The organism is Buttiauxella sp. BIGb0471, assembly GCF_024807715.1.
GTDB classification, from domain to species: Bacteria; Pseudomonadota; Gammaproteobacteria; order Enterobacterales; family Enterobacteriaceae; genus Buttiauxella; species Buttiauxella agrestis.
In genome coordinates, this window is record NZ_JANUEU010000005.1 from 175284 (window position 1) to 200154 (window position 24871).

A 24871-nucleotide genomic window follows, 5' to 3' on the forward strand; every position below is an offset into this window, starting at 1 on the left:
TTGTAATAAATCACATGAGTATCGGTATTATCTGGACGCTCAAACCACCACTCTTCTTATATATTCATTCCCAGTTTGCGCCAGGTTATCCCAAAGCGGTTTTAATCGTTCCAGGGCTGCACGCATTTGCGTCGGTTCAAGCGTAAACGGCAAACGTAAATATCGCTCAAATGCGCCGTCAGTTCCAAAGCGAGGCCCTGCGCCAATGCGTATCCCGATTGACTCTGCACTTGCCGCGAATACCGTTGCCAGCGGTTTGGGTAATTCAATCCACCAGGACAGACCGCCTTGCGGCACGACGGTAATTTTCCACTCCGGGAACAGCTCTTTGATGGTTTGCGCGCAGGCATCTCGGCGCTCTCGCAATAATGCGCGGCGTTGAGGCAGGAAGGTTTCGGCTTCACTGAACAAGTGAATGGCGGCAAGTTGCTCAAGAACCGGTGAGCCTAAATCTAATGAATCGCGGATTTGAATCAGAGACGCAATGGTTCGCGTGCTGGCGCGTATCCAGCCCAGGCGCAAACCGCCCCAGAAACTTTTACCGGCAGAACCCAACGTGATCACCCGGTCTGCATCGTCGAAAGCGGCGAGCGGTGGCGGCGGAGGGGCGTCGTACCACAGATCGACCATGGTTTCATCGGCCACAATGGTGGTGCGCGTTCGGGCGGCAATCTCAGCGATAGCGGCACGCGTGGCAGCATCCATACAACGCCCGCTCGGGTTATGGAAATCGGCCAGCAAATAGGCCAGGCGCGGCGATGTTTGTGCGATGGTTGCCGCCAGCCCATCCGTATCCCAACCGTCTTCGGTCAGGCTAACGGGAACGGCCCGGCACGATGCGCCCTTAATGGCTGAAAGCGCCATCGGGTATGTGGGATTATCGATCACTACACGGTCACCAGGCCCGGTCAGCAAGCGCAGAATCAGGCCAAAACCACTTAGCGCACCGTTGACGATCATAATCTGATCGGCATTTGTCGGTAGCCCGCGTGCAGCGTAGCGTTGCGCGATAACTTCGCGTAGTTCAGGCAGGCCTTGCTGATTGTAACCGGTGCTGCCGAGATGTTCTGGCAGTGCAATCAGGGCATTAGCATAGGCCTGATGAATCTCCGGCCCGGCGCTGAGTGCGGCGGTCGATAAATCCAGTGTGGCGGCCCGTCCTGGCAGCGGTGAAACAGTTTGCCCGCTTTCTGGCAGCATCGTGATCGAACCCGAACCCTGGCGGCTTGCCAGATAACCTTCATCACGCAGTTGCGCCAGAGCCGTTGCTACCGTCGTGCGGCTAATCCCCAGCGCTGTAGCCAGCTCGCGCTCCCCTGGCAGGCGGCTATCCAACGGCAGGCGACCATCCAGAATCAACAGCCGTAGCCCGTCCGCCAGTTGCCGATAAACGGGCGTACGCGGTAAATCCTGATGCCAGTTCCCCAGCAATTTTACCAGTGATGACGATCCCGTTCTGCGCTGTGCCATAGCAATCCACTTTTTGATAACTGGACCTTAATTTCATATCCATTTTGTATAAAAGTAAAGCCATAACAGATTTCTGAGGTAAAGATCATGATCGCTCGTCGCTTGCTGCAACTGTATACCGGACTGGTGTTGTACGGAGTTTCCACGGCTATGTTCGTGCGGGCAAATTTGGGGGCCGATCCCTGGAACGTATTCCACCTTGGCGTGGCGCGGATCTTTTCTTTAAATATTGGCATGGTGATGATTCTGGTTGGGGCGCTGGTGTTGCTGCTGTGGATCCCGCTGCGCCAGAAACCGGGCCTGGGGACAGTCAGCAACGTGATCGTTCTCGGTCTTGCTGCGGATGCAGCGTTAGCACTGATGCCACCGGTTGAATCGTTAATGGCACGCAGTGTTTTGCTGCTGGCGGCCATTTTGGTCAATGCGATAGCGACCGGTATGTACATTGGCGCCGGGTTTGGTTCCGGCCCACGTGATGGCTTGATGACCGGGATTAACGCCCGTACCGGCTGGTCGGTGCGCAGTGTGCGAACGGCGATTGAGTTAACGGTTTTACTGGCGGGATGGCTGATGGGTGGCACATTTGGCGTCGGCACCGTGTTATATGCGCTGGCCATTGGCCCGCTTATTCAACTCTGTTTGCCGTGGTTTCGCATTCATATTCAAAGGGAAAAAAGCCTGGTCGAACCGACTGTTGTGCCCTAATGTGGATGAAAAACACACCATCGGATGAGGTAGCAATGCACAACAAGGTCATGAGTAACGCGGCGGCGAACTGGAATAGCTATCAATTGGCTGAAATTCTTTCTCATTGTTTTGAAGGATATTTAGTCCCTTTTACCATCGATGGTGAAACCTTCGCGTCGCGTTTTAGTGCCGAAGATATCAGTTTTAACGACAGCAGAGTCTGGACACAAGACGGTGAACCGAAAGCGCTGGCAATCATCACTCGCCGTGGGCAAACCAGCCGCCTGGCGGCATTTGCACTTCGCCCTGAATTACGCGGTCAGGGCTTTGGCAAACAGTTCATGCAGCAATTAATCGATGAAGCGCGTGCGCGTGGCGATAAAAAGATGTGGCTGGAGGTGATTGTCGGTAACGACAGCGGGCTGGCGCTGTATGAACGCATGGGGTTTGTGCGCCAGCAGACACTCGTGGGGTTCAATGCGGTGAATTCGACGCTGTTTACCGAAACGGGCGAGCTACAAGAAATCGACCCGATGGTCATGGCGAGAAAAATGATGACGGATTCCGGTCAGCGTTTGCCGTGGCTGACCGCACCCGAGACGCTCTATAAATTACCCGGCAAGGCCTATGTGCTGAACGACGTGGCTTACGCGATGGTCGCGACTTCTCCCCAGCCGCCGCGAGTGCGTATGCTTTATGTTGAGCCAACAGCACGTGGTCAGGGGCAGGCCAAAAAATTGCTGACGCTTTTACGTGAGCGTTTCCCGGGGATTTTTACCGCCACGGCCATCCCGGAATCTTTCGCCCCACTTTTCGAAAGCAGCGGTTTCCGTCAGGATCCCTGTACGCAATATGAAATGCTGCTCAATCTTTAAGCAGGAAGCATTCATTCTTAACGACTAAACTTATCAATCGTAATCATCACGGGTAGAAATTATCTACCCGTATGGTCTGCCGTACTTCCCACACCGTGGAGGTTCACAATGAGTTATGTTGATGGTTTCGTAGTTGCTGTACCCGCAGCAAAGAAGGATGAATACAAGCAGTTAGCCGCAAAAGCCGCACCGTTATTTAAAGAATTTGGTGCATTACGCGTTGTTGAATGCTGGGCGGACGATGTGCCCGATGGCAAGCTCACTGATTTTCGTATGGCAGTGAAAGCCGAAGAGAGCGAAGAAGTGGTGTTTAGCTGGATTGAGTACCCTTCCAAAGAAGTACGTGATGCCGCGAATGCGAAAATGATGTCTGACCCACGGATGAAAGAGTTTGGTGAGTCGATGCCGTTTGATGGCAAGCGTATGATTTATGGTGGCTTTGCGCCAATTCTTGACGAGTAGACTTTTCAATAAGTCAGGCAAGGGGTGACGCAGATATTATCCGCTTCACGCAGGAAGCCTGCGTCACCCGTATGATTACCCGCTAAATCTGTAATTCCCGCAATAATCCAAACGCCAGTTTCATATGCGCTTCGCTGACAATAAACGCCCGTAATTGCTGTGCCTCATCGTAACCTTTGGCGATAAGTCCCTGTGGCTCGGCGGTGATTTGCCAGGTCAAATCATTGCGTTGCGTTTCCCCTGCCAGATGTAAAGGTAGCTCAGGCGTTTTCACCTTCACCAGCATTGCAGGAAGGGCCAGACCGTCTGCGGCTCCCAGTAGATTTTTGGCAAGGGTCATCGAACTAAACTGAATCGGTTGCAGGAATGGCAGCACTTTGCCATCAATTTCCGCGCAATCACCCAGAGCGTAAATATTCTCATCTGACGTCTGCAACTGGCGGTTTACCTCAATCCCCCGGTTCACCGCCAGTCCGGCGTGCTGCGCCAGCCCAACGTTTGGACGCAGGCCGATCGCGGCCACAACGGCATCCACGCAGATAGTCCGCCCGTTGCTCAATGCCGCATTGATTCCCTGTGATGTTTGATTCAGCGACTCAAGGCGCTGATTTAACAGCAGTTCGACGCCCATCTGGTTCAGTCGCTGCTGCAAACGGCTACTGACTTCCGCAGGTATCAGCGAGGCGAGCAGGTTGGAGGCGTTATCCAGCAAAATAACCTGCTTCCCGGCGCGGCAAAAATCCATCGCCAGTTCTGTGCCAATCAAACCGCCGCCCAGAATCATCACGCGCTTCGCCTCGCGTAATGACGATTCGCAGGCCAGATATTCTTGTTGGCTATTGAGCGTGAGCATCAGCTCTTTGCCTACAATCGGCGGGAGCAGGGCGCTCGAGCCAGTTGCCAGCACCAGTTTGTCGTACGGCCATTGGTGGTCGCCACATTTTACCAGGCGCTCGCGAGTATTAATTTCGGACACCCAACTGTTGGCATTGAGCGTTAAATTAAACTGCTCGGCAAACTCCCCGGCACGCTGCCGGGTGAGGTCGTCTGCACGTTGATTCAGGCTGATGACATGGCTGAGGTCGGGTTTGTTGTACTCGTCCATGCTGTCGGCGGCAATCATGCGCACAGGAATCTGCGCGTCATGCTTACGGATATTTTTGACCAGTTGACGGGCTGCAAAGCCCGAACCGACGATCACGATGCCATGTTTCATTTTGCCTCCGTTGCCAGCACATCAAAGACGTCTTTCCCCAATGAACATTCCGGGCACAGGAAGCTGTCTGGTACATCGGTCCACGGCGTTCCCGGTGCTACATCCTGCATCGGCTCGCCGGTTTGCGGACAGTAAATCCACTGGCAGACACTGCATTGCATTCGTGGGCCTGAATCAGCGCAGGTGGTCGCTTCAACCACGCTTTCTTGCGGTACAGAAGCGGGGGCAGAAACAAGCGGAGTTAACGCCCACTGACGGGCGATTTCACGGCCATGCTCGCGGCAGATTTCCAGCGCATCAATATCCGGACGCCATTTCGCTTTCAAACTGAGCGACATTTCAAAACCGGCATCCTGCAAACGGGTGGAAAGACGGTCTACCGCGCCGCCGCTCCAGCCGTGGGAGCCGAAGGCGCTGCCGCGTTTATTGCGAAAACGCAGCCCGGTCATCTCCTCTACCAGACCGGCAATTTTTGGCATCATCACGTTATTCATCGTGGATGTTCCGGCCAGCACGCCTTTGGAGCGGAACACGTTCGTCAGAACTTCGTTTTTATCATGGCGGGCGACATTGAAAATTTTCACCGCTACACGTGGGTCAACTTCAGTAATGCCTTGCGCAATCGCATCAGCCATCATGCGGGTGTTGTTGGACATGGTGTCATAGAAAATCGTGATGCGATCTTCCTGATAATCGGCCGCCCACTTCAAATAGAGTTCCACAATTTGCGTTGGGTTGTCGCGCCACACCACGCCATGGGATGTCGCAATCATATCCACAGGCAGATTGAAGCCGAGGATTTCAGTGATTTTCGGCGTCACCAGGCGGCTGAACGGGGTAAGAATGTTGGCGTAATAACGTTGGCATTGTTCGAACAATTCACCCTGATCAACTTCATCATTAAACAGATGTTCATCACAGTAATGCTGACCAAAGGCATCGTTACTGAATAGCACCGCATCGCCCGTCATGTAGGTCATCATGCTGTCTGGCCAATGCAACATGGGGGTTTCAACGAAGATGAGTTGCTTGCCGTTGCCGATATCCAGACTGTCACCGGTTTTTACCACATTGAAATTCCATTCAGGATGATGGTGATGCCCGTTGATAGAGTCCACGCCGTTAGCAGTACAGTAAATTGGCGTGTTCGGTATCCGCGACATCAGCTCAGTCAGTGCGCCTGCGTGGTCTTCTTCCGCATGGTTAATGATGATGTAATCAAGCGTATTCAGGTCAATTTCAGCCGCCAGATTTTGCACAAATTCGCGGCTGAACTTGTGGTCAACGGTATCAATCAGCACGGTTTTTTCTTCACGAATCAGGTAGCTGTTATAGCTGCTGCCTTTCAGTGTTTTATATTCGGTACCATGAAAATCACGCACTTCCCAGTCACGTTGACCTACCCATTGGATGTTGTTTTTAACCTGAATCGCCATTGAAAATACCCTCAAAAAGAATTAAAAAATGATGCTCGTATTTGATGTATTACAATCGGCGTGCCAACTTTTTAATTGTTTGATTTTTATTATTATTTATAAACACCTTTAAAATTTCATTGTCATAAAGACAGTCATTAAAATTGTCTTTATGACAATAGCTTTGTCATTTTGACCATTACGCGGTAACTTTAATCTTTCCCAATCTGGAGCCGCTAATGAGCTTGTCTATTACTTCCCTTGCCAATATCGCCATCGACCTGCAAAGCGGCATTTCTCACCAGGATCGTTTTGCCCGTTTGATTCGCACTTTGCGCCAGCTTTTAGAGGGTGATGCCACGGCATTATTGCGTTACGAAGCGCGGCAGTTTCGCCCGCTGGCGATTGATGGACTGGCGCAGGATGTGCTCGGCCGGCGTTTTGATTTGGACGCACATCCGCGCCTTGAGGCGATTGCTCGCGCGGGTGATGTGGTGCGTTTTCCGGCGGATAGCGAATTACCTGACCCTTACGATGGGCTGATTCCCGACCATACAGATTTAAAAGTGCATGCTTGCCTTGGGCTGCCGCTGTTTGCCGATCAAAATTTGATTGGTGCGTTAACGGTTGACGGTATGGACCCGCTGCAATTCGACCATTTCAGTGATGAAGAGTTACGGTTAATTAGCGTGCTCGCTGCGGGAGCACTGAATAACGCGTTGCTGATGGAACAACTTGAAAATCAAACTCCTGCTGCGACGAGCGCCCCCATCAGCACGAAAAGCAGCAGCGCTGAAATGGTTGGTTTATCTGCGGGAATGTTGCAACTCAAGAAAGAGATCGAAATCGTTGCTGGCTCTGATTTGAATGTGCTGATCACCGGGGAAACTGGCGTTGGGAAAGAGCTGGTGGCGCGTGCTATTCACAGTGGCTCGGCGCGTGCGGCGAATCCACTGGTGTATCTCAACTGTGCGGCACTACCGGAAAGCGTGGCGGAAAGTGAATTATTCGGTCATGTAAAAGGGGCGTTTACCGGAGCCATTCATCATCGAACCGGCAAGTTTGAAATGGCAGACAACGGCACGCTGTTCCTGGATGAAATCGGCGAGTTGCCATTAACGCTACAGGCGAAATTGCTGCGGGTATTACAATATGGCGATATTCAGCGCGTGGGCGATGACAGCAGCCAAAGAGTGAACGTGCGAGTGTTGGCGGCGACCAATCGTGACCTTAAACAGCATGTTCTGGCAGGAGCATTTCGGGCCGATTTATTCCACCGTTTAAGTGTGTTTCCGCTGCATGTGCCGCCACTGCGCGAGCGTGGCGATGACATCACTTTGCTGGCGGGGTTTTTCTGCGAGCAAAGCCGCGTGAAAATGGGACTCAAGCAGGTGGCTTTGAGCGATGCTGCCCGTGAACTGCTCCGTCGATATGACTGGCCGGGGAATATTCGCGAACTGGAACATGCGCTTTATCGAGCAACGGTACTGGCGCGTTCAGGTAAGCCGGACGGTGAAATTTGGCTGCAACCGCAGCATTTCCAGTTAGCCGATAGTGAACCCAAATCCGTGAGTCAGCCTGCTGTTTCAGCGCCGTTGGTGGATAATTTGCGCACCGCAATGGATGATTTCCAGCGTCAGATTATTATCAGCACTCTGGCGTCCTGCGCGGGGAATTGGGCGGCATGTGCCCGCCAGTTACAGTTGGACGTGGCGAATTTACACCGACTGGCTAAACGCCTGGGGGTTAAATAATCGGCTTATTTCGCCACTTTGGCACGATAACTCTCAACCCATTGGATAAATTCATCTTTTGCCAGGGCTTTACTGAACAGCCAGCCCTGGCCGTACTGCACGCCTTGCTCGCGTAACCAGGTGGCCTGGCGCGGGGTTTCAATCCCTTCGGCTACCATCAAAATACCCAATGCATTGGCCATTTCAATAATATGCGGTGTGACGTTTTTATATTCGAGGGCATCAACAAATGACTTGTCGATTTTAAGAATATCGACGTCAAGATCCTGCAAGTAACTCAGGCTTGAGTATCCCGTCCCGAAATCATCAATGTAGATGGCGTGTCCGGCTTGACGATATTGCGCAACGATCGGGGCAGTTATTTTGGGATCAGAAAAACCACGCTCGGTAATTTCAAATGCGATTTGTCCCGGCTTGACCGAATATCGAACCAAATAAGGCTGAATAACCTCCAGAATATGCAGGCTACGAATATCGCGTACACCTAAATTAACCGAAATATGGTGGTCAGGATGCTGGCAAAGCCACTCCCCCAGCTCGATAAATATTAACTCAATGACTTGTTCGGTTAATTGCGTCACTAACCCAGTCTGCTCTGCCAGGGGAATAAACGCATCCGGATTAAGCATCGAACCATCTTGTTGCTGCCAGCGAATCAGCGCTTCAGCGCCAACACTTTCACCACTTTGCAGGTGGACAATAGGCTGATACACCACACTGATTTCATGATTTTTAATGGCATCCATCAGGCGATTGCGCGGCGATAATAAACGCCGCAGGATGCTAATCAGGAATATCCCCGCAGCAAGACTAATGACCAGACCAATAGGGAGCCAGATGAAAAGCTGTTCATACCAGACGCCGTTCATCGGCTCTCGCGATGCCCAGGTAATCATTGCCAGCCCCAGATCGTTATCCCGGCGGATAATGTAAAAATCGTCGTCAGTCTGAAACTCATCGAGGCCCTGGGCAAGCGGAATGCGCCATTCATCAGGCACATAGTGGCTATTGCTGGCAATAAGTAGGTTTTGACCCAAACCCACCATGGCGATATTTAAGGTATATTTTCCGAACGGCAGGATATCAATAAACGACATCGGATCGATAAGCGCCAGATGTGGCAGTTTCCCGATATACACCATTTTCCGTTTAAAACCCGGAGCGGGTGGGGTGGTGTACCAGGCATTAAAACCATTGGGGCCAATACGATCCGGTTTGCCAATTAAAGTGCTATCACCGTAAGGCACCAGCGACGTGCAGAGAATATGGTTATTATCCTGAAACATGACTTCTTGCACGTAGCGATATTTCAGCGCGATGCGATGCATGGCATCTGTATGGGCTTTTGAACACGTATTATCATTGACCTGGTTGATTTCATCTACGGCGGCAACTGCCTGATCGATGACTTTGCCGGTGCGATACATGGCGTGATCGGAAAATTCGGCTAATTCCTCGTGGAAAACCTCTTCAGCATTACGATGTGCGAAATAGACGCTGAGAAGAATAGGGGACAGAACTGTCAGAATCAGTACACCGCTTACCAGGCTTATGAGCTTGCGAGATGTCATTCTTTTAGATCCGTTAAGAGGTTAGTTTTTATAATGGTTTCCATAGACGAGGTTAGTCTATCTCAGCTCAATACGGGATGTTATGTTTTACTTCAAACTGGGCTATTTAAACATCATGCAAATCAGTGGCTGGTGAATCGGACATGAAGAAAAAAGAGTTTGTTATCCAGGATCTGTTAAGCAAAATTTACCAGCACAACGACAATCAGCGACGCAAATTACCACCCGAGCGCCAGCTTGCCGCGGAATATGATGTTTCGCGTTTCACTATTCGCAAAGCGCTGGAAAAACTGGTCAGCATTGGCGTCGTCGAAATTATTCAGGGTTCCGGTATCTGGATTAATCCACAGGCACGTAATAATCCGCTGGTTTATAACTCTATCACTGAAAAGCGTTTCGACCAGATGGCTTTTCGGATGGTGAATCTGCATAAAAAATTACCCGGTCTTGAGGAGCAGCAGGTATTTGGCCTGGGTGCCGATGAGTATATCTGGCAGTTTTGCCGTCTGCGCTATGTCGATAACCAGAAAGTACAAATTGAAATATCCCGCATGCCGGTCAAGGATTTTCCTGATTTGAATCAGAAAGTTATTGAACGGTCGATTCAACAATATGTGCTGAGTAAAGGTTTTCGGATCTCTCATTTATTAACCAGTTATCAGGCTGTGGCAATTAACAAAGAACAGTCAGCATTACTGGAGTGTAAAAAGGGCAGCCCGGCGATGCGTATCATCAACCGGGGAATTCTTGAAGGGGGACGCGTGTTCGAAATTAGCGATATCGTTGATATCAATTATTCTTGCACCTACGTCACCCCCTATAACCACGATAATTTAGCTTATCGCCAGGGAACTCAAGGCGTGTGAATCGCGCCATTGGGTAAGCGGCTTTGCGTCCACTCGTGCGGGCGATATTCCACCGGGAAGGCTTCTGCTTTTTGCTGGTCGAATCCGACACCAATACCCGGTTTTTCCAACGGATAAATATACCCTTGCTCCACAACGGGGGCGCCCGGGAACACGGATTCAGTATTTGGCTTGTTCGGAATGAATTCCTGAATAGCGGCATTATGCAGATGAATATTTAAATGGGTATTCACGGCAACCCCAATCGGCGTCATGTCTGACGGACCATGCCAGGCGAGGCGCACGCCAAATGCCTGGCAAAGAACCGCCAGCTTCAGCGCAGGCGTAATCCCACCAATTTGCGAAACGTGGCAGCGAATAAAATCGATGCGTCGATTCACAATCAAATCATGCCATTCAGCCGGGTTATTGAATAACTCGCCCATCGCCAGCGGAACAGAGGAATGCGCACGAACCTGTTCTAACCAGGCACTTTGCTGAGGCGGCAGAATATCTTCGATAAACCACGGCTGATAGGGTTCCAGCGCTTTTGCCAGTTGCACCGCTTGTTGTGGGAACAGGCGTTCATGCACATCATGAAGAATATGGAATTGGTTGCCGTATTTCTCACGCAGCGCTTTAAACATCGCCACCGTGTTGGCCATGTATTCATCCTGGTCATAATAGGCGCCCGGCGTCGGGGATTTCGTGGCATGTAAACCCTGCGGTGTGCCGCCATAAAACCCAAGCTGGCAGCGGATGTAGCGATAACCTTGCGCCAGCAGTTTGTCCACTTCGAGATATAAACCTTCCAGCGTTTCACTCGCGGCGTGGCTATAAACTGCAATAGCGTCCTTCGATTTTCCACCAAATAGCTGATACAGCGGCATATTGGCAAGCTGGCCCTTGATATCCCACAGGGCCATATCAACACCTGCCATTGCGTTGTTGATGACCGGGCCATTGCGCCAGTAGGCGTTGACCGCCATCATTTGCCACAGGTCTTCGATGTTATTGGCATCGCGGCCGATGAGCAGCGGTTTGAGGTACTCATCAACCATGGTTTTTACCGCAAGTGGGCGCTGCTGGAAGGTGGCGCAACCCAGGCCGGTGACGCCTTTATTGGTCGTCACGCGCACAGTCACCAGGTTATGACGATCGGGGCGGGTAATAAAGCATTCGATATTTTCAATAATGGTTGGTAGCACGAGATTACTCCAAACGCGTTTTAATAACGGTCAATTGCTTATCAGATTTAAGGTTTCTGTTTATTACTATCACCTTATTTTTGAGTGCCGGTAAATCATTTTTTTTGCTTATTTTTATTGGTCAGGAAAAGGGGCGTGATGTGTGATAAAACCATACCAATTTGTTCCTCAATGCCATTTTATGTCTTTCGTAACGGCTAAGTGTGACAGTGGTCAAAGTTTATTGGTTTGTTTTCATGGTTGTGATTCCCTAACATCAATGGCATTCAACACATAACAATAAGCAATTCTTTGGGAGTGACAGATGGGGACTCGTGATGCCATTAATAATATTATTCACCTGATTGGCGGTGCGGATAATATTAGTAAGGCCTGGCACTGTATGACGCGCTTGCGCTTCTCTCTGGTCGATGAAAATAAAATTGATCAGTCAGCAATTAAAAAAATACCGGGTGTTCTGGGAGCGCAAATCCAGAGCGACCAATTTCAGATAATCATTGGCCCGCAGGTCAATACCTGGTACGAACAACTGACCACGGCGCTCGGTTCATCGCCTGAACAAACCGTTCAGGCGGGCGAGAAGAGAACGCGCAAAAGCCTGGTGTCGATGTTTATGGATACCGTGTCGGGCGTGTTTGGCCCGATTGTCCCCGCTATCGCTGGCGCCGGGATGATCAAAGGCCTGCTGGCAGGATTGATAGCGCTTAAAATGGTTTCGGCAAAAAGCGATACGGTTATCGTCATCGATTTGATTGCCAGCGGGGTGTTCTATTTTTTACCGTTCTTCCTCGCCATTTCCGCCGCGCGTATTTTCAAAACCAACGAGTACCTGGCCGCTGCGGTAGCCGCCTGTTTGATGTATCCGTCGCTGATTGAAGCGGCCAAATCGCTGGCAAGCCATGCGCCAAATGCCGTTGATGCGTTCTACTTTTTGAACGTGGTGCCTATTTCGGTCTTTAACTACGCATCGAGTGTGATTCCGGTAATTTTCTCAGTGCTGGCATTGAGTTACATCCACCGTTGGGTGGATAAATTTATGCCGGACGTGCTAAAAACCGTCTTTACGCCAACGCTCACGTTGTTCCTGGCCGCCTTGGTTGCGCTGGTGGTGATCGGGCCGATGGGGATTTATCTGGGTAAAGCACTCGCGTGGTTTATTGAAGGGCTGTTTGGGGTTTCGGCAAGTTTCGCCGGACTGGTGGTGGGGGCTATTCGCCCGGTGGCGATTTTAACCGGTATGCATCACGCGATGACGCCTATTGCGCTGCAAAACTTCACCGACCGTGGTTATGACATGCTGATGCCGATGATGTTTATGGCAAATATGGCGATTGCCGGGTCGACGTTTGCTATCTGGATGCAAAGTAAATCACGTGAAGAGCGGGCCGTTGTGTTACCTGCGGCGATTTCTGCCCTGCTGGGGATTACCGAACCGGCGTTATTTGGCGTGCTGACACGCTATAAGAAAGCGTTTATTGCCGCCACTGTGGCAAGCTCCATCGCCTCGGCATTCATTGCTTTCTTCGGTGTTCGTTTGTACGGCTATATTTTATCGAGCATTTTTAGTCTGCCCGCGTATATCGGCCCCTATTTTATCTTTGCTTTAATGGGCGTGGCGCTGGCATTGGGATTATCGTTTACGTTGACCACCTTGCTGGTGCGCGAGAAAGCCTGAAAAACTGGCGGATGACGCTTGCGCTTATCCGCCCTACGAAACATTGCTCATCCATCCTACTGGACGCTTTAACGCCGGTGCGCGAGTTGGCGCACCAGGCGGTCACCAATACTTTGCACAAGCTGAACCATTATCACCAGAATCACCACGGTGCCAATCATCACCTGGTCATTAAAGCGCTGATAACCGTAACGAATCGCAAGGTCGCCCAGGCCGCCCCCGCCAATAACGCCCGCCATAGAAGAAAAACCAATCAGCATCACAACGGTGAGTGTGATACCGGCCAACAATGCGGGCAATGCTTCGGGCAACAGCACTTTGCCGATGATATGCCACACATTGCCACCCATCGATAAAATGGCTTCGATGCGGCCTTTATCGACTTCATCTAAGGCGTTTTCAACCACACGCGCAAAGAAAGGGAATGCGCCAATGGTAATCGGAACCACCGCTGCGGTGCTGCCCAGAGTGGTGCCGACTATTAATCGCGTGAAGGGGATCAGGGCAATCAGCAGCACAATAAAGGGCAGCGAACGCCCGACGTTCACCACGCTACCGATAACCTGATTCAGTTTTGGTGCGGGTAATACGCCATCGCGACGAGTGAGAAATAACAGTACGCCCAACGGCAAACCGATAATCACCGTAAACAGAGCCGCTAGTCCCACCATGTAAAGCGTGTCGAGTGTGCCGTCGAGCAGCAATGGCCATAAATCTTCCCAGGCTAGGCGACTTCGCATAACACTCTCCCTGAAACGCCGAGTCGGCGTAAAAATGCTTTTTCTGCCGCGTCGCCAGGGAGCAATGCCTGGCGCAGGCGGGAATAGGGGCTAACCAGTAAATCAGACAGCGAGCCGCTTTCGACTAGCTTGCCGTTCTCAAGTAATGCCGCGTGATCGCAAATTGCCTTCACCACCTCAAGTTGATGGGTAATCAGCACGATGGTGACGCCCAGTTTGCGATTAATGTCCATCAGCAGCGCCAGTACAGACGCGGTAGTTTCGCTATCTAACGCGCTGGTTGCCTCATCGCAAAGCAGCACGTCGGGGTGAGCGGCAAGGGCACGGGCAATTCCCACGCGCTGTTTTTGCCCGCCAGACAGTTGCGACGGGAAAGCGTGGGCTTTATCACTCAGACCCACTAATTCGAGCAACTCATGAACCCGTTGCTGGCGTATTTCACGCGGCTGCCCGGCGATTTCCAGCGGAACGGAAATATTGTCCGCCACGTTTCGGGCATGAATTAAATTAAAATGCTGGAACACCATTCCTGTGCGTTGGCGATGAGCGCGCAGTTCGCGATTATTCAGCGTAGTGATATCCACATCGTGCATCAGAATGCGGCCCGACGTGGGCCGCTCCAGCAAGTTCAAACAGCGAATCAAGGTGCTTTTCCCGGCGCCACTACGCCCGAGAATGCCGTAGATTGCGCCATCTGGCACAGTCAGTGAGACATCATCCAGTGCCGGTTGGCCTCCTCCGGCATACACTTTGCTCAGCCGTTCAAGCGTAATCATGACTGTGGCGTGGCAACCGGAATAACAGAACCGTTGAACTGCGTACGAATAAATTCAGCAACCTGCGGTGATTGCAGATCTTTCGCCAGTTCTTTGATGCGCGGATCGTTGGCCAAATTCGGGTTCGTCACCAGGATATTGGCATACGGATTATGCGTCGCACTTTCCAGCCCCAACGCTTCTTTTGACGGTGTTAAACCGGCTTCCAGCGCGTAGTTACCATTGATCACCGCCAGATCCACATCATCAAGTGAACGTGGTAATTGCGGCGCTTCGATTTCAACAATCTTCAGGTGTTTTGGGTTACTGGCGATGTCACGCGGCGTGGCCTGGTTTTGCGCAGCATCTTTAAATTCCGGCTTCAGGGTGATTAACCCTTTGTCTTGCAACAAATAAAGAGCGCGGCTCAGGTTGGTGACATTATTAGGCAGCGCGAGGGTGGCGTTATCCGGCACGGATTTCAGGTCTTTGTATTTGTGCGAATAAATCCCCAGCGGTTCAATATGAACGGTAGCGGCAACGGCGAATTTTTTACCCAGCGCTTTTTCCTGGTCGCGTAAGTACGGAACATGCTGGAAGTAGTTAGCATCGACATCGCCATTCGCCAGCAATTCGTTGGCATTCACGCCATTACTCAGCTCCACCACTTTGAGCTTTAAATTAGGATCGAGTTTTTGCACGAAGGCCAGAATTTCTGCATGTGGCACAGCATCTGCGGCAATGCGTAAGGTTTCTGCGGCGTGAGCGCTGAAAGCCAGAGTCAAAGACAGCGCGACCCCTGCCAGTTTAAAAGCGGCATTTTTCATGGTGTTTTCCTTTATTGTTTAAGCGATGAGTTCAGTGCTGTTACGCAAGACATCCGGGTAATAACGTTCTGCCACGTCAGGGTGCGAACGCAGGCGGCCTTTTAAATAATTCCAGCCGACGTCACGGAGCAATGGATTATGTGGATCGCTCTCCGGCCCTAAAGCCTGTTGCGCCAGTTCAGGCGGCAGGGCGTAAACCGGCACGACGGCGTCGAGTTGAGCGCCGAGGAAAAAGGCAATGGACTGGCGTTCTTGTCCCGGTGGTGGCGAAATCACACGGTGAACCGTGGCACGTAAATAGCCGTTGGTCGCAAGTTCCAACAACTCACCAATATTCACCACAAAACTACCGGGCAGTGGCGCGGCATCTACCCAGTTATCAGGCGTGACTTCTACCTGCAAACCTTGCTGTTGGTCTTGCAGTAAAAAGCTCAGGAAACCAGAATCTTTATGCGCCCCCACACCCTGATTGCTATCGGTTGCGGATTTGCCTGGATAGCGAATCAGCTTGATGTGTTCGTTGGGCTTGTTGCCATAGAGGTTATCGAAGCTGTCAGCCGGTAACTTCAGCGCCAGGGCAAAAGTGCGCAACAGTTTGAGCGCGACGGCAGTCATCTCGCGTTGAAACTGCAGAAGGGTAGGTTTCAGGCTTGGTTGCGATTCCGGCCACAGGTTTGGCCCTTGTAGCCGCAGCCAGCCGGGTTGAGATTCATTGATGGAAAGTGCCGGGCGCTCAGCGCCGATATCAAACTGTTCGCGCCAGTCAGGTTTGCCACGTGTTAATTCACTGGCGGCGCGGTTATAACCGCGAAAGTGAGGAGAGTGGATCATCGCCACTTTCTGCTTTTCAGCTTCTGGCAAAGTGAAAAACTGTTGTGCTTCATCCTGAACGGCCTGTTGCAGTTCGGGGCTAATGCCGTGGTTAATTAAATAGAAGAAACCGATATCACGAGCCGCCAGGCGCAGTTGTTCAAGAAAAGCAGCGCGGTCAGTGGCTGTACCCTCAAGGGCTAAGAGATCGAGTATTGGCAATGCCTGGATCGTTGTTTTGCTCATCATGGACTCCGCTTATTTCAGATGTTTTCTTGATACGTTCTGATTTTCTCGCCCGACAACAACAATACTGATTCATGATTTATCCCTTCTGAAACGATGTGGTGTTCATGGAAGTTACATTGCCGCAAGCGTGTCACGCCGCCCAATATTGTTATCTTCTAAGATATTGTCGCGCGGGGTTCTAAGCATTTGCGGGATTTAGCTATGGCGGGTTTTGCAGACAAACTGGCTTGCGTTTTGGTCGCTCATCTTTTATCTTATTGTTATGTTATAAAGTAACAATAAAAAGGTGTAGACATGAAGGTTTTAAATTCGTTACGCAGTGCTAAGCAGCGCCATCCGGATTGCCAGATAGTGAAGCGCAAAGGGCGGTTGTATGTGATTTGCAAAAGTAATCCGCGTTTTAAAGCGGTGCAGGGCAGGAAGAAACGGCGTTAAGAGAAGGGGCTTTGGCCCCTTGTTTTCAGGAACGGGCGAGCGAAAAGATATCGTAAAAAGAGAGTTCGCCTTTGGTGGAAACCATTTTATGCAGCAGCGATTTTTTCTGTTCGTCAACACCAGGGGATTGCAGGATTTTATCAATCAACGTTGGCGGCACATTGCGCGTGTTATACCACTCGCCGTTGTAGCAAACGCGAAGGTCCAGCACATCAATATCGTCGTACCGATAGCGCGGATTCACATCAAAAAAGAAAAAGCCGTTTAGCAGCGCAAACAACGCCACCAATAACCAGACCGATCCCGCCAGAGTGTCCGATTCCAGCATCACCCAAAGTGTGGCAAACCAACCTATCCACATGCCGATAAACAAACCTGGATGTTTGCGAATAAAGCTAATGCTAAAACGTGGGCGATTATCGCGTTTTTCATCGGTATTGAGTTGCTCAATGGTGTCGGTGAGCAGGCGCTGAATTTCAGTCATGATGGGCCTTTTGAACAGAAACGCTACAGGCAGAGAACTGTTATTCTAAGAATCCCACCAGGGGTAAAAAAGTAACAGTTCTGCCAAAAAAAAGCATAACAGTTAGTCGACCATTTTAATTACCCGCGCTGGGTTCCCGGCGACGACTGCGTTTGCTGGAATATCTTTCGTTACCACGGAGCCTGAGCCAACCACCACGTTATCGCCAATGGTCACGCCAGGGTTGATCACTGCGCGTCCGCCAATCCAGACATTATGCCCAATGGTGACGGGTTTACCGAATTCAACACCGCTGTTGCGGGTTTCGGCATCCAGTGGATGCGTGGCGGTGTATATATGGACGCCAGGGGCCAGCATGCAATTGTCGCCAATGTGAACCGGACAAACGTCGAGGATTACGCAGTCGAAATTAGCGTAGAAGTTTTTGCCGAGGAAAATATTGTAACCATAATCACATCGAAACGACGGTTCAATATAAGCATCGAGGCTTTGACCAAGCAATTGACCCAGTAATTCGGCGCGAACAGCTTGCTCATCAGGGGCAGTATGATTAAAGCGGTAAATCAAGTGACGAGCATTAACACGATCGGCACGAAGTTGCGTGTCAGCAGGGCGATAAAGCTCGCCTGCTATCATTTTCTGTTTTTCTTCACTCACGGAGATGCCTTTAATAAATAGTTGGGACACCGGTTAACGTAAGCGATTAGTTTGTTAATTATGAGAGCGCTCTTTCATTTTGTGACTGTAATCACACAGTTAAATGTGAATCGTAACAATCAAAGATAAAGGAAAGCTGCAGACGCATTGCTCCAGCAGGCCTTACAGGTAAAGCGAGGAATATCGAGCCTCGAGCATAACGATACTGTCCAGAATAATATTGCTACTTAGCCACGCCAGGCGTTGCTAACCAGGATATAACTTCTGCTGGCCGATGGTGTAACAGCATGTCAATCTAAATGCCTAAACGTAATAACGATTCAGAAGTATTAACGAATAAATGACCATACAGAAGGCGGTATTTTATCGTACAGCTTATTCATGGTCAGCTCTGCCAGACGGTGGTCTGCGGCTGAATAAAATACTGCCAATTCATTATCTGATAATTCGTATTTATTCTTTTCAATCACTCGTTCTAATGTATCAATTGTTTGGCAGCGTCGCAGGCGCATCAAATAATCGGTCTTTGTTAATGGTTTTGTAGTCATGAAGTCACCTTGTACATCTTGTAATAGTTTAAAAGGAGAGGCTTACAGGGTTTGCGCGGCTCTCAGTAACGAAGCATCGGAATAATCGATTTCCAGACTTTCTCCATTTCTGAAGATCCTGGGCATTGATACCGTAGTTACTGAACAGCATAAATGTATCGTCCAAATATTCGTCAATTTGTTCAATCAATTTACTCTCATCATCGTACTTAATTTTGTAATTAAGTGCGAATGCCGCAATGTGCTCAATCAATTCATTCAACTGCAAGTTAATGGCCGAAGTAGGATCATTAACCCAACCATGATTACTCTCGCCAAGGTTGGTAAGGCAGTCATGATACATGTTTTCGCAGAGAAACTTAAGCTGCGCGATATCATGCCGTTTTGGTGAGTATTCGTCCATAATGCAGCCCCTTTTATCGAACAAAAATTTGATAAACATAACGCGTTGGGGTGGACACACCTGGATGAGGTGGGGATCAATTACAACGATTATTCCATATACTTTTACTATAAATCAATCTGTACCAGATTTCCTTTCGGTATTACGAAAAATTACATTTGCTGAAAAGCCGTTTACCCTAACGCAATGTTTATTAAGACTTTCACGTTTTTTAAAAGCTTTTCCCTATAAATTAACCAAAAAGACCACTTCAAGAAATAGTTTATTTTCAAGAGGTTAATTTTATGTTGCTCGATGTGAATCTTAAGCGATGTATATTAGCCATCGCTTAAGATTTATCCTAATAAATAAGTATGATTCGATTTTGCGGGTTTTGCAGAAAAATTAAGTAATATCTTGCCACAGACTCAGGATTTGCAGGGTTTATATTGCAACATTTTGAAACTTATCGTCGGAAAAACCGACGACGCTAATTATTAATTAATATGACAAATAAGACTCAAGATAAATAAAAAAGGCCGCTTGCGCGGCCTTTGAGATGCAGAACTTAGTCTTACTTGTGATGCTCAACTGCGTGAGTGTGTTCAACATCTTCAGACTTGCTGCTGAAGCGGCGGCGTACCACCACGAAGAACACCGGCACGAAGAAGATAGCCAGGACAGTTGCTGTCACCATCCCGCCCATTACACCCGTACCTACCGCGTTCTGTGCGCCGGAGCCAGCACCGGAGCTGATTACCAGCGGCATTACACCGAGGATAAACGCCAGTGAGGTCATCAGAATCGGACGCAGACGCATACGTACAGCTTCGAGTGTCGCTTCAATCAGGCCTTTACCTTCTTTTTCCATCAAGTCTTTGGCGAATTCCACGATAAGTATCGCGTTCTTCGCCGACAAGCCAATGGTTGTCAGCAGGCCTACCTGGAAGTACACGTCGTTAGTCAGACCACGTAAGGTTGCGGCAAGTAATGCCCCCACAACACCCAGCGGAACAACCAGCATAACCGAGAATGGAATCGACCAACTCTCGTACAATGCAGCCAGACACAGGAATACCACAATCAGGGAAATCGCATACAGGGCAGGGGCCTGGTTACCAGACAAACGCTCCTGATAAGACATACCCGTCCAGTCGTAGCCGATACCGGTTGGCAACTTGCTCGCCAGTTCCTGCATCAGATCCATCGCTTCACCGGTACTTTTACCCGGTGCTGCCTGACCCAGGATTTCCATGGATGGCAAACCGTTGTAACGTTCCAGACGCGGTGAACCGTATTCCCAGTGCGCGGTTGAGAACGCAGAGAATGGCACCATCTGGCCGGTAGAACCGCGAACATACCAGCTGTTGATATCGCTTGGCAGCATACGGAATGGCGCATCAGCCATCAGATAAACTTTCTTCACACGACCACGGTCGATGAAGTCGTTCACGTAGCTACCACCCCATGCTGCACCCAGCGTGGTGTTGATATCACTGATAGAAACGCCCAATGCCTGTGCCTTTTCCTGGTCGATATCGACTTTGAACTGCGGCGTATCTTCCAGACCGTTTGGACGCACGCCCACTAACAGGTCAGGATGTTTTGCCACTTCGCCAAACAACTGGTTACGCGCCTGAGTCAGTTTTTCGTGTCCAAGGTTTGCCTGGTCAATCAACTGGAAGTCGAAGCCCGTTGCAGTACCCAGTTCTACGATAGCTGGCAGGTTAAATGCGAACACGATGGCATCTTTGATTTTCGAGAATTCGGCGCTTGCGCGACCAGCAATCGCTGGAACCTTATTCTCTTCACCTGGACGCTCATCCCAGTCTTTCAAGGATACGAATGCCAGTCCGGTGTTCTGCCCTTGTCCTGAGAAGCCAAAGCCGTTAACGGTAAATACAGAGTTAACGTTGTCTTTCTCTTTTTCAAGGTAGTACTTGGACACTTCATCAAGAACGGCCTGAGTACGTTCTTGCGTTGCACCCGCAGGCAACTGCGCCATGGTCAGGAACACGCCCTGGTCTTCGTCTGGCAAGAAGGAACTTGGCAGGCGAATAAACAGGAAGGCCATGCCAACCACAATCAGCAGATACAACACCAGGTAACGACCGGTGCTACGCAAGATGTTACCGACGCTGTCGGTATAGTGATGCGTGCTCTTGTCGAACATGTTGTTAAACCAGCCGAAGAAGCCTTTCTTCTCGTGGTGTTCGCCTTTCGCAATCGGCTTGAGCAGAGTGGCGCAAAGTGCTGGTGTCAGGATCATTGCTACCAGTACAGAAAGCACCATTGCCGATACGATGGTAATAGAGAACTGACGATAGATTGCACCAGTGGAACCGCCGAAGAACGCCATCGGTATAAATACCGCTGACAGAACCATCGCGATGCCGACCAGAGCGCCCTGAATCTGTTCCATTGATTTGCGCGTGGCTTCTTTTGGTGGCAATCCTTCTTCCACCATCACACGCTCAACGTTTTCTACTACGACGATGGCGTCATCTACCAACAGGCCTATCGCAAGCACCATCCCGAACATCGTTAGGGTGTTTATCGAATAGCCAAAGACCGCAAGGATAGCGAACGTCCCCAGCAGTACCACCGGCACTGCAATCGTTGGAATCAATGTGGCGCGGAAGTTCTGCAAGAACAGATACATTACCAGGAACACCAGCACGATTGCTTCAACGAGGGTTTTGACTACCTCTTTGATGGAGATTTTAACGAATGGCGTGGTGTCGTATGGATAGACGACTTTCAAGCCTGCCGGGAAGAACGGTTGCAGTTTTTCTACGGTGGCACGTACCGCATTGGCAGTATCCAGGGCGTTAGCACCGGTTGCCAGTTTGATACCTAAACCAGACGCAGGTTGACCGTTGAAACGCGCGACAACGTTATAGTTCTCGCCGCCCAACTCAACTTTTGCCACATCTCTGAGCAGAACACGTGAGCCATCTTGATTCACTTTCAGCAAAATTTTGCTGAACTCATCGGCAGATTTCAAACGGGTCTGAGCAATGATTGAGGCGTTAAGTTGCTGGCCTTTAACCGGCGGAGTACCGCCTAACTGACCTGCTGCTACCTGGGCGTTCTGCGCTTTGATAGCGTTAATAATATCTACCGGCGTGAGCTGGTAATTGTTCAGTTTGTTCGGGTCCATCCAGATACGCATCGCGTACTGTGCACCAAACAGCTGAACGTCACCCACACCACGAGTACGGCTGATTGGGTCTTTAATGGTTGCGCCAACGTAGTCCGAAATATCTTCCTGTGTCATGGAACCGTCGGTATTGATCATACCCAGAACCATCAGGAAGCTACTTGAGGACTTCTCAACGCTTACACCTTGCTGCTGTACTTCTTGTGGAAGCAGTGGCATTGCCAGTTGCAATTTGTTCTGCACCTGAACCTGCGCGATATCGGCATCAGTGCCGGAATCGAAGGTAATAGTGATGGTGACAGAACCCGAGGAATCACTGGAAGAGGACATGTACAACAGGTTATCGATACCGTTCATGTTCTGTTCGATAACCTGAGTGACAGTATCCTGTACCGTTTTCGCATCAGCACCTGGATAGTTTGCAGAGATAGAAATTGCCGGTGGCGCAATGGTTGGATATTGCGCGATAGGCAATTTCATGATCGCAAGCCCACCCGCCAACATAATAATGATGGCGATTACCCAGGCGAAAATAGGGCGATCGATAAAAAACTTAGCCATGTCTTAACGGCTCCTGTTTAAGTTAAGACTTCGTTTGTTCAGACTGTGCGCCAGCGGCTGCTTGATCCTGGCCTTTATTCTCTGCCGCCACTTCCTGCGCCTTCACCTGAACACCGGGTTTCACTTTTTGCAAACCGGTTACAATAACGCGATCGCCATCCTTCAACCCTTCAGTAACCAGCCATTTGTCGCCGATAGCCTGAGATGCAGTGATATTGCGCACTTCCACTTTGTCATCTTTACCAATAACCATTGCTGAAGCATCGCCACGCGGTGTACGAGTCACACCTTGTTGCGGAACTAACAGTGCATTTGGATTGGTACCTTCTTCCAGTTGCGCGCGAACAAACATGCCCGGCAGTAACGTTTTATCTGGATTCGGGAAGATGGCGCGCAAAGTGATAGAACCGGTGGTTTGGTCAACCGTCACGTCAGAAAACTCTAAAGAGCCTTCCTGCGGGAAAGTGATACCGTCGTTGGTGACTAATTTGACTTTAGCTTTACCGTTTTCTTGTTTCAGTTTGCCGTCAGCTAACTCTTGCTTAAGGCGCAAGAAATCGTTGCTGGATTGGGTCACATCAACATAGATAGGGTCGAGCTGTTGTACGGTTGCTAACGCAGCAGATTGTCCGCTGGTAACCAGTGCGCCTTCTGTTACAGAAGATTTGCCAATGCGACCACTAATAGGTGAAGTCACTTTGGTGTAAGCAAGGTTGATACGAGCAGATTCAACGGCGGCTTTAGCCGCAACGACGGATGCATTTGCCTGTTGAGAATCGGCAAGCGCGGTGTCGTAATCTTGTTGACTGATGTATTTAGTACCCAAAAGTTTCTGATAACGTTTAAGCGTCAGCTGAGCAATGTTTGCACTTGCCTGTGCTTTCGCGAGGTCGCCTTTTGCACTGTCATACGCAGCTTGATATGTTGCAGGGTCAATCTGATACAGCGAAACTCCAGCCTTGATTTCACTTCCTTCTTCGAAGTTACGTTTCAGGATGATGCCACTGACCTGTGGACGGACTTCTGCAATACGGTAAGCGCTGGTACGGCCCGGTAGCTCTGTTGTTATCTGCAAAGGAGCACTTTTCAAAGTCACCACACCCACTTCTGGGGTATGCGGGGCACTCTGTTGTGTCTCTTTGTCATTACATCCTGTAAGCACTAAGCTGCCTGAGAGCATCAGAACGGCCGCCAGAGGCGTAAACCCTCTGTTTTTGTTCATATGTAAACCTCGAGTGTCCGATTTCAAAGTTGTTCAATGGATCAAGTGTCCACAAACCCATTGCTGCGTTTATATTATCGTCGTGCTATGGTACATACATTCACAAATGTATGTAAATCTAACTACCTTAATTTCACCCACTTATGGCACGAAAAACCAAACAACAAGCACTAGAGACCCGCCAACATCTTCTGGATGTTGCAATCCGCTTGTTTTCCCAACACGGTGTTTCCGCAACTTCGCTGGCGGATATCGCAAAGGCAGCTGGTGTCACCCGTGGTGCAATTTACTGGCATTTCAAAAATAAGTCGGATTTGTTTAATGAAATCTGGGAGCTAACGGAATCCAGTATTGGTGACTTAGAAACTGAGTATCAGGCAAAATTTCCTGACGATCCACTTTCTGTTGTCAGAGAGTTACTTATTTACATATTACAAGCAACTGTCACCGATGAACGCCGTCGCCTGATGACTGAAATCATCTTCCATAAATGTGAATTTGTCGGGGAACTGGCTGTTTTACAACAGGCCAGGCGCGAACTTTATATGGAAGGTAATGAAAGAATCGAAAGCAGTTTACAGCGTTGCATTGATGCAGAAATGTTACCAAAAAACCTGCGCCTATCCCACGCTGTTATCCTTCTTCGTAGTTACATCACCGGGCTGATTGAAAACTGGCTAGTTGCGCCCGACAGCTTCGATCTTCACGGTCAGGCGGAAGACTACGTGACTATATTATTGGAAATGTTCCAAAACTGCCCAACCCTGCGATCAAGTCCACACTGAAAATAGGATTAATAGGGTAATTCTGAACATAGTTGCCCAAGGTTTTTCCGAAAAGACGTGCTAATCTTGCGGCTC

Annotated in this window: 23 protein-coding genes; 8 read left to right on the forward strand and 15 right to left on the reverse strand. The window is 49.9% G+C overall.

Going from position 1 to position 24871, the window contains the following annotated elements:
* Positions 1–39: 39 nt before the first annotated feature.
* Positions 40–1470, reverse strand: a complete 1431-nt coding sequence (locus M2371_RS16720) for a PLP-dependent aminotransferase family protein (protein WP_259268218.1) — start codon at positions 1468–1470, stop codon at positions 40–42.
* 90 nt (positions 1471–1560) lie between these two features.
* Between M2371_RS16720 and M2371_RS16725 the strand changes: the two genes are divergently transcribed.
* The 3 genes from M2371_RS16725 to M2371_RS16735 all read left to right on the forward strand — a co-directional run bounded on the left by M2371_RS16725 (position 1561) and on the right by M2371_RS16735 (position 3494).
* Positions 1561–2175, forward strand: a complete 615-nt coding sequence (locus M2371_RS16725; RefSeq protein ID WP_259268293.1) for a YitT family protein — start codon at positions 1561–1563, stop codon at positions 2173–2175.
* A 35-nt stretch (positions 2176–2210) separates the two neighbouring features.
* Positions 2211–3032, forward strand: coding sequence for a GNAT family N-acetyltransferase (locus tag M2371_RS16730; RefSeq protein ID WP_259268219.1), 822 nt, complete (start codon positions 2211–2213; stop codon positions 3030–3032).
* A gap of 108 nt (positions 3033–3140) precedes the next feature.
* A complete protein-coding gene (locus M2371_RS16735) occupies positions 3141–3494 on the forward strand; it encodes a DUF1428 domain-containing protein (RefSeq protein WP_115630498.1) in 354 nt (117 codons plus the stop codon).
* Positions 3495–3576: 82 nt separating this feature from the next.
* On the opposite strand, the gene norW is transcribed toward M2371_RS16735, so the two are convergent.
* Positions 3577–4710, reverse strand: a complete 1134-nt coding sequence (gene norW / locus M2371_RS16740) for an NADH:flavorubredoxin reductase NorW (RefSeq protein WP_259268220.1) — start codon at positions 4708–4710, stop codon at positions 3577–3579.
* Positions 4707–6146, reverse strand: coding sequence for an anaerobic nitric oxide reductase flavorubredoxin (gene norV, locus M2371_RS16745; protein ID WP_259268221.1), 1440 nt, complete (start codon positions 6144–6146; stop codon positions 4707–4709). Before norV ends, norW begins: the two co-directional genes overlap by 4 nt.
* Before the next feature lie 218 nt (positions 6147–6364).
* Between norV and norR the strand changes: the two genes are divergently transcribed.
* Complete coding sequence (gene norR, locus M2371_RS16750; protein WP_259268222.1) at positions 6365–7879, forward strand: nitric oxide reductase transcriptional regulator NorR; 1515 nt, start codon at positions 6365–6367, stop codon at positions 7877–7879.
* 5 nt (positions 7880–7884) lie between these two features.
* Here the strand turns inward: norR and M2371_RS16755 are convergent, their stop codons facing one another.
* Entirely contained in the window at positions 7885–9450 is a 1566-nt protein-coding gene (locus M2371_RS16755) for an EAL domain-containing protein (RefSeq protein WP_259268223.1), read from the reverse strand.
* 143 nt (positions 9451–9593) lie between these two features.
* On the opposite strand from M2371_RS16755, the gene M2371_RS16760 reads away from it, so the two are divergent.
* Positions 9594–10316, forward strand: a complete 723-nt coding sequence (locus M2371_RS16760) for a GntR family transcriptional regulator (protein ID WP_034493736.1) — start codon at positions 9594–9596, stop codon at positions 10314–10316.
* Here M2371_RS16760 and M2371_RS16765 read toward each other — a convergent pair.
* Positions 10304–11503 carry an enolase C-terminal domain-like protein gene (locus M2371_RS16765; RefSeq protein WP_259268224.1) on the reverse strand — a complete coding sequence of 400 codons (1200 nt, stop codon included), beginning with the start codon at positions 11501–11503 and terminating at the stop codon, positions 10304–10306. The genes M2371_RS16760 and M2371_RS16765 overlap by 13 nt on opposite strands.
* Before the next feature lie 304 nt (positions 11504–11807).
* On the opposite strand from M2371_RS16765, the gene M2371_RS16770 reads away from it, so the two are divergent.
* The gene (locus M2371_RS16770; protein WP_259268225.1) at positions 11808–13178 is read left to right on the forward strand and encodes a PTS transporter subunit EIIC; all 1371 of its coding nucleotides are present in this window, start codon (positions 11808–11810) and stop codon (positions 13176–13178) included.
* 68 nt (positions 13179–13246) lie between these two features.
* Here M2371_RS16770 and M2371_RS16775 read toward each other — a convergent pair whose 3' ends face one another.
* Genes M2371_RS16775 through M2371_RS16790 form a run of 4 tightly spaced genes read right to left on the reverse strand, consistent with a single transcriptional unit; the run spans position 13247 to position 16556 of the window.
* On the reverse strand, positions 13247–13918 hold the full coding sequence (locus tag M2371_RS16775) for a methionine ABC transporter permease (RefSeq protein ID WP_172895373.1): 672 nt from the start codon (positions 13916–13918) through the stop codon (positions 13247–13249).
* Positions 13903–14694, reverse strand: coding sequence for a methionine ABC transporter ATP-binding protein (locus tag M2371_RS16780; RefSeq protein ID WP_172895372.1), 792 nt, complete (start codon positions 14692–14694; stop codon positions 13903–13905). The genes M2371_RS16775 and M2371_RS16780 overlap by 16 nt, the downstream gene beginning before the upstream one ends.
* Complete coding sequence (locus M2371_RS16785; RefSeq protein WP_259268226.1) at positions 14691–15500, reverse strand: MetQ/NlpA family ABC transporter substrate-binding protein; 810 nt, start codon at positions 15498–15500, stop codon at positions 14691–14693. Before M2371_RS16785 ends, M2371_RS16780 begins: the two co-directional genes overlap by 4 nt.
* Before the next feature lie 18 nt (positions 15501–15518).
* Positions 15519–16556, reverse strand: a complete 1038-nt coding sequence (locus M2371_RS16790; protein WP_259268227.1) for an isopenicillin N synthase family oxygenase — start codon at positions 16554–16556, stop codon at positions 15519–15521.
* Positions 16557–16853: 297 nt separating this feature from the next.
* Here M2371_RS16790 and ykgO point away from each other — a divergent pair, with 297 nt between their 5' ends.
* Complete coding sequence (gene ykgO / locus M2371_RS16795; RefSeq protein ID WP_072011136.1) at positions 16854–16994, forward strand: type B 50S ribosomal protein L36; 141 nt, start codon at positions 16854–16856, stop codon at positions 16992–16994.
* Between the two features lie 25 nt (positions 16995–17019).
* On the opposite strand, the gene M2371_RS16800 is transcribed toward ykgO, so the two are convergent.
* The 6 genes from M2371_RS16800 to acrA all read right to left on the reverse strand — a co-directional run bounded on the left by M2371_RS16800 (position 17020) and on the right by acrA (position 24011).
* Complete coding sequence (locus tag M2371_RS16800; protein WP_172895370.1) at positions 17020–17478, reverse strand: YlaC family protein; 459 nt, start codon at positions 17476–17478, stop codon at positions 17020–17022.
* A 102-nt stretch (positions 17479–17580) separates the two neighbouring features.
* Positions 17581–18135 carry a maltose O-acetyltransferase gene (gene maa / locus M2371_RS16805; RefSeq protein WP_259268228.1) on the reverse strand — a complete coding sequence of 185 codons (555 nt, stop codon included), beginning with the start codon at positions 18133–18135 and terminating at the stop codon, positions 17581–17583.
* Positions 18136–18464: 329 nt separating this feature from the next.
* The gene (locus tag M2371_RS16810; RefSeq protein ID WP_034493744.1) at positions 18465–18683 is read right to left on the reverse strand and encodes an HHA domain-containing protein; all 219 of its coding nucleotides are present in this window, start codon (positions 18681–18683) and stop codon (positions 18465–18467) included.
* A gap of 28 nt (positions 18684–18711) precedes the next feature.
* Positions 18712–19086 carry an Hha toxicity modulator TomB gene (gene tomB / locus M2371_RS16815; protein ID WP_034493745.1) on the reverse strand — a complete coding sequence of 125 codons (375 nt, stop codon included), beginning with the start codon at positions 19084–19086 and terminating at the stop codon, positions 18712–18714.
* Positions 19087–19639: 553 nt separating this feature from the next.
* Positions 19640–22789 (reverse strand): multidrug efflux RND transporter permease subunit AcrB, encoded by a 3150-nt coding sequence (gene acrB, locus M2371_RS16820; RefSeq protein WP_259268229.1) that lies wholly within the window; start codon positions 22787–22789, stop codon positions 19640–19642.
* A gap of 22 nt (positions 22790–22811) precedes the next feature.
* Positions 22812–24011, reverse strand: coding sequence for a multidrug efflux RND transporter periplasmic adaptor subunit AcrA (acrA, locus tag M2371_RS16825; RefSeq protein WP_034493747.1), 1200 nt, complete (start codon positions 24009–24011; stop codon positions 22812–22814).
* Positions 24012–24154: 143 nt separating this feature from the next.
* On the opposite strand from acrA, the gene acrR reads away from it, so the two are divergent.
* Positions 24155–24796: a multidrug efflux transporter transcriptional repressor AcrR gene (acrR, locus tag M2371_RS16830; protein WP_259268230.1), complete on the forward strand. Its 642-nt coding sequence runs from the start codon at positions 24155–24157 to the stop codon at positions 24794–24796.
* Positions 24797–24871: the final 75 nt, after the last annotated feature.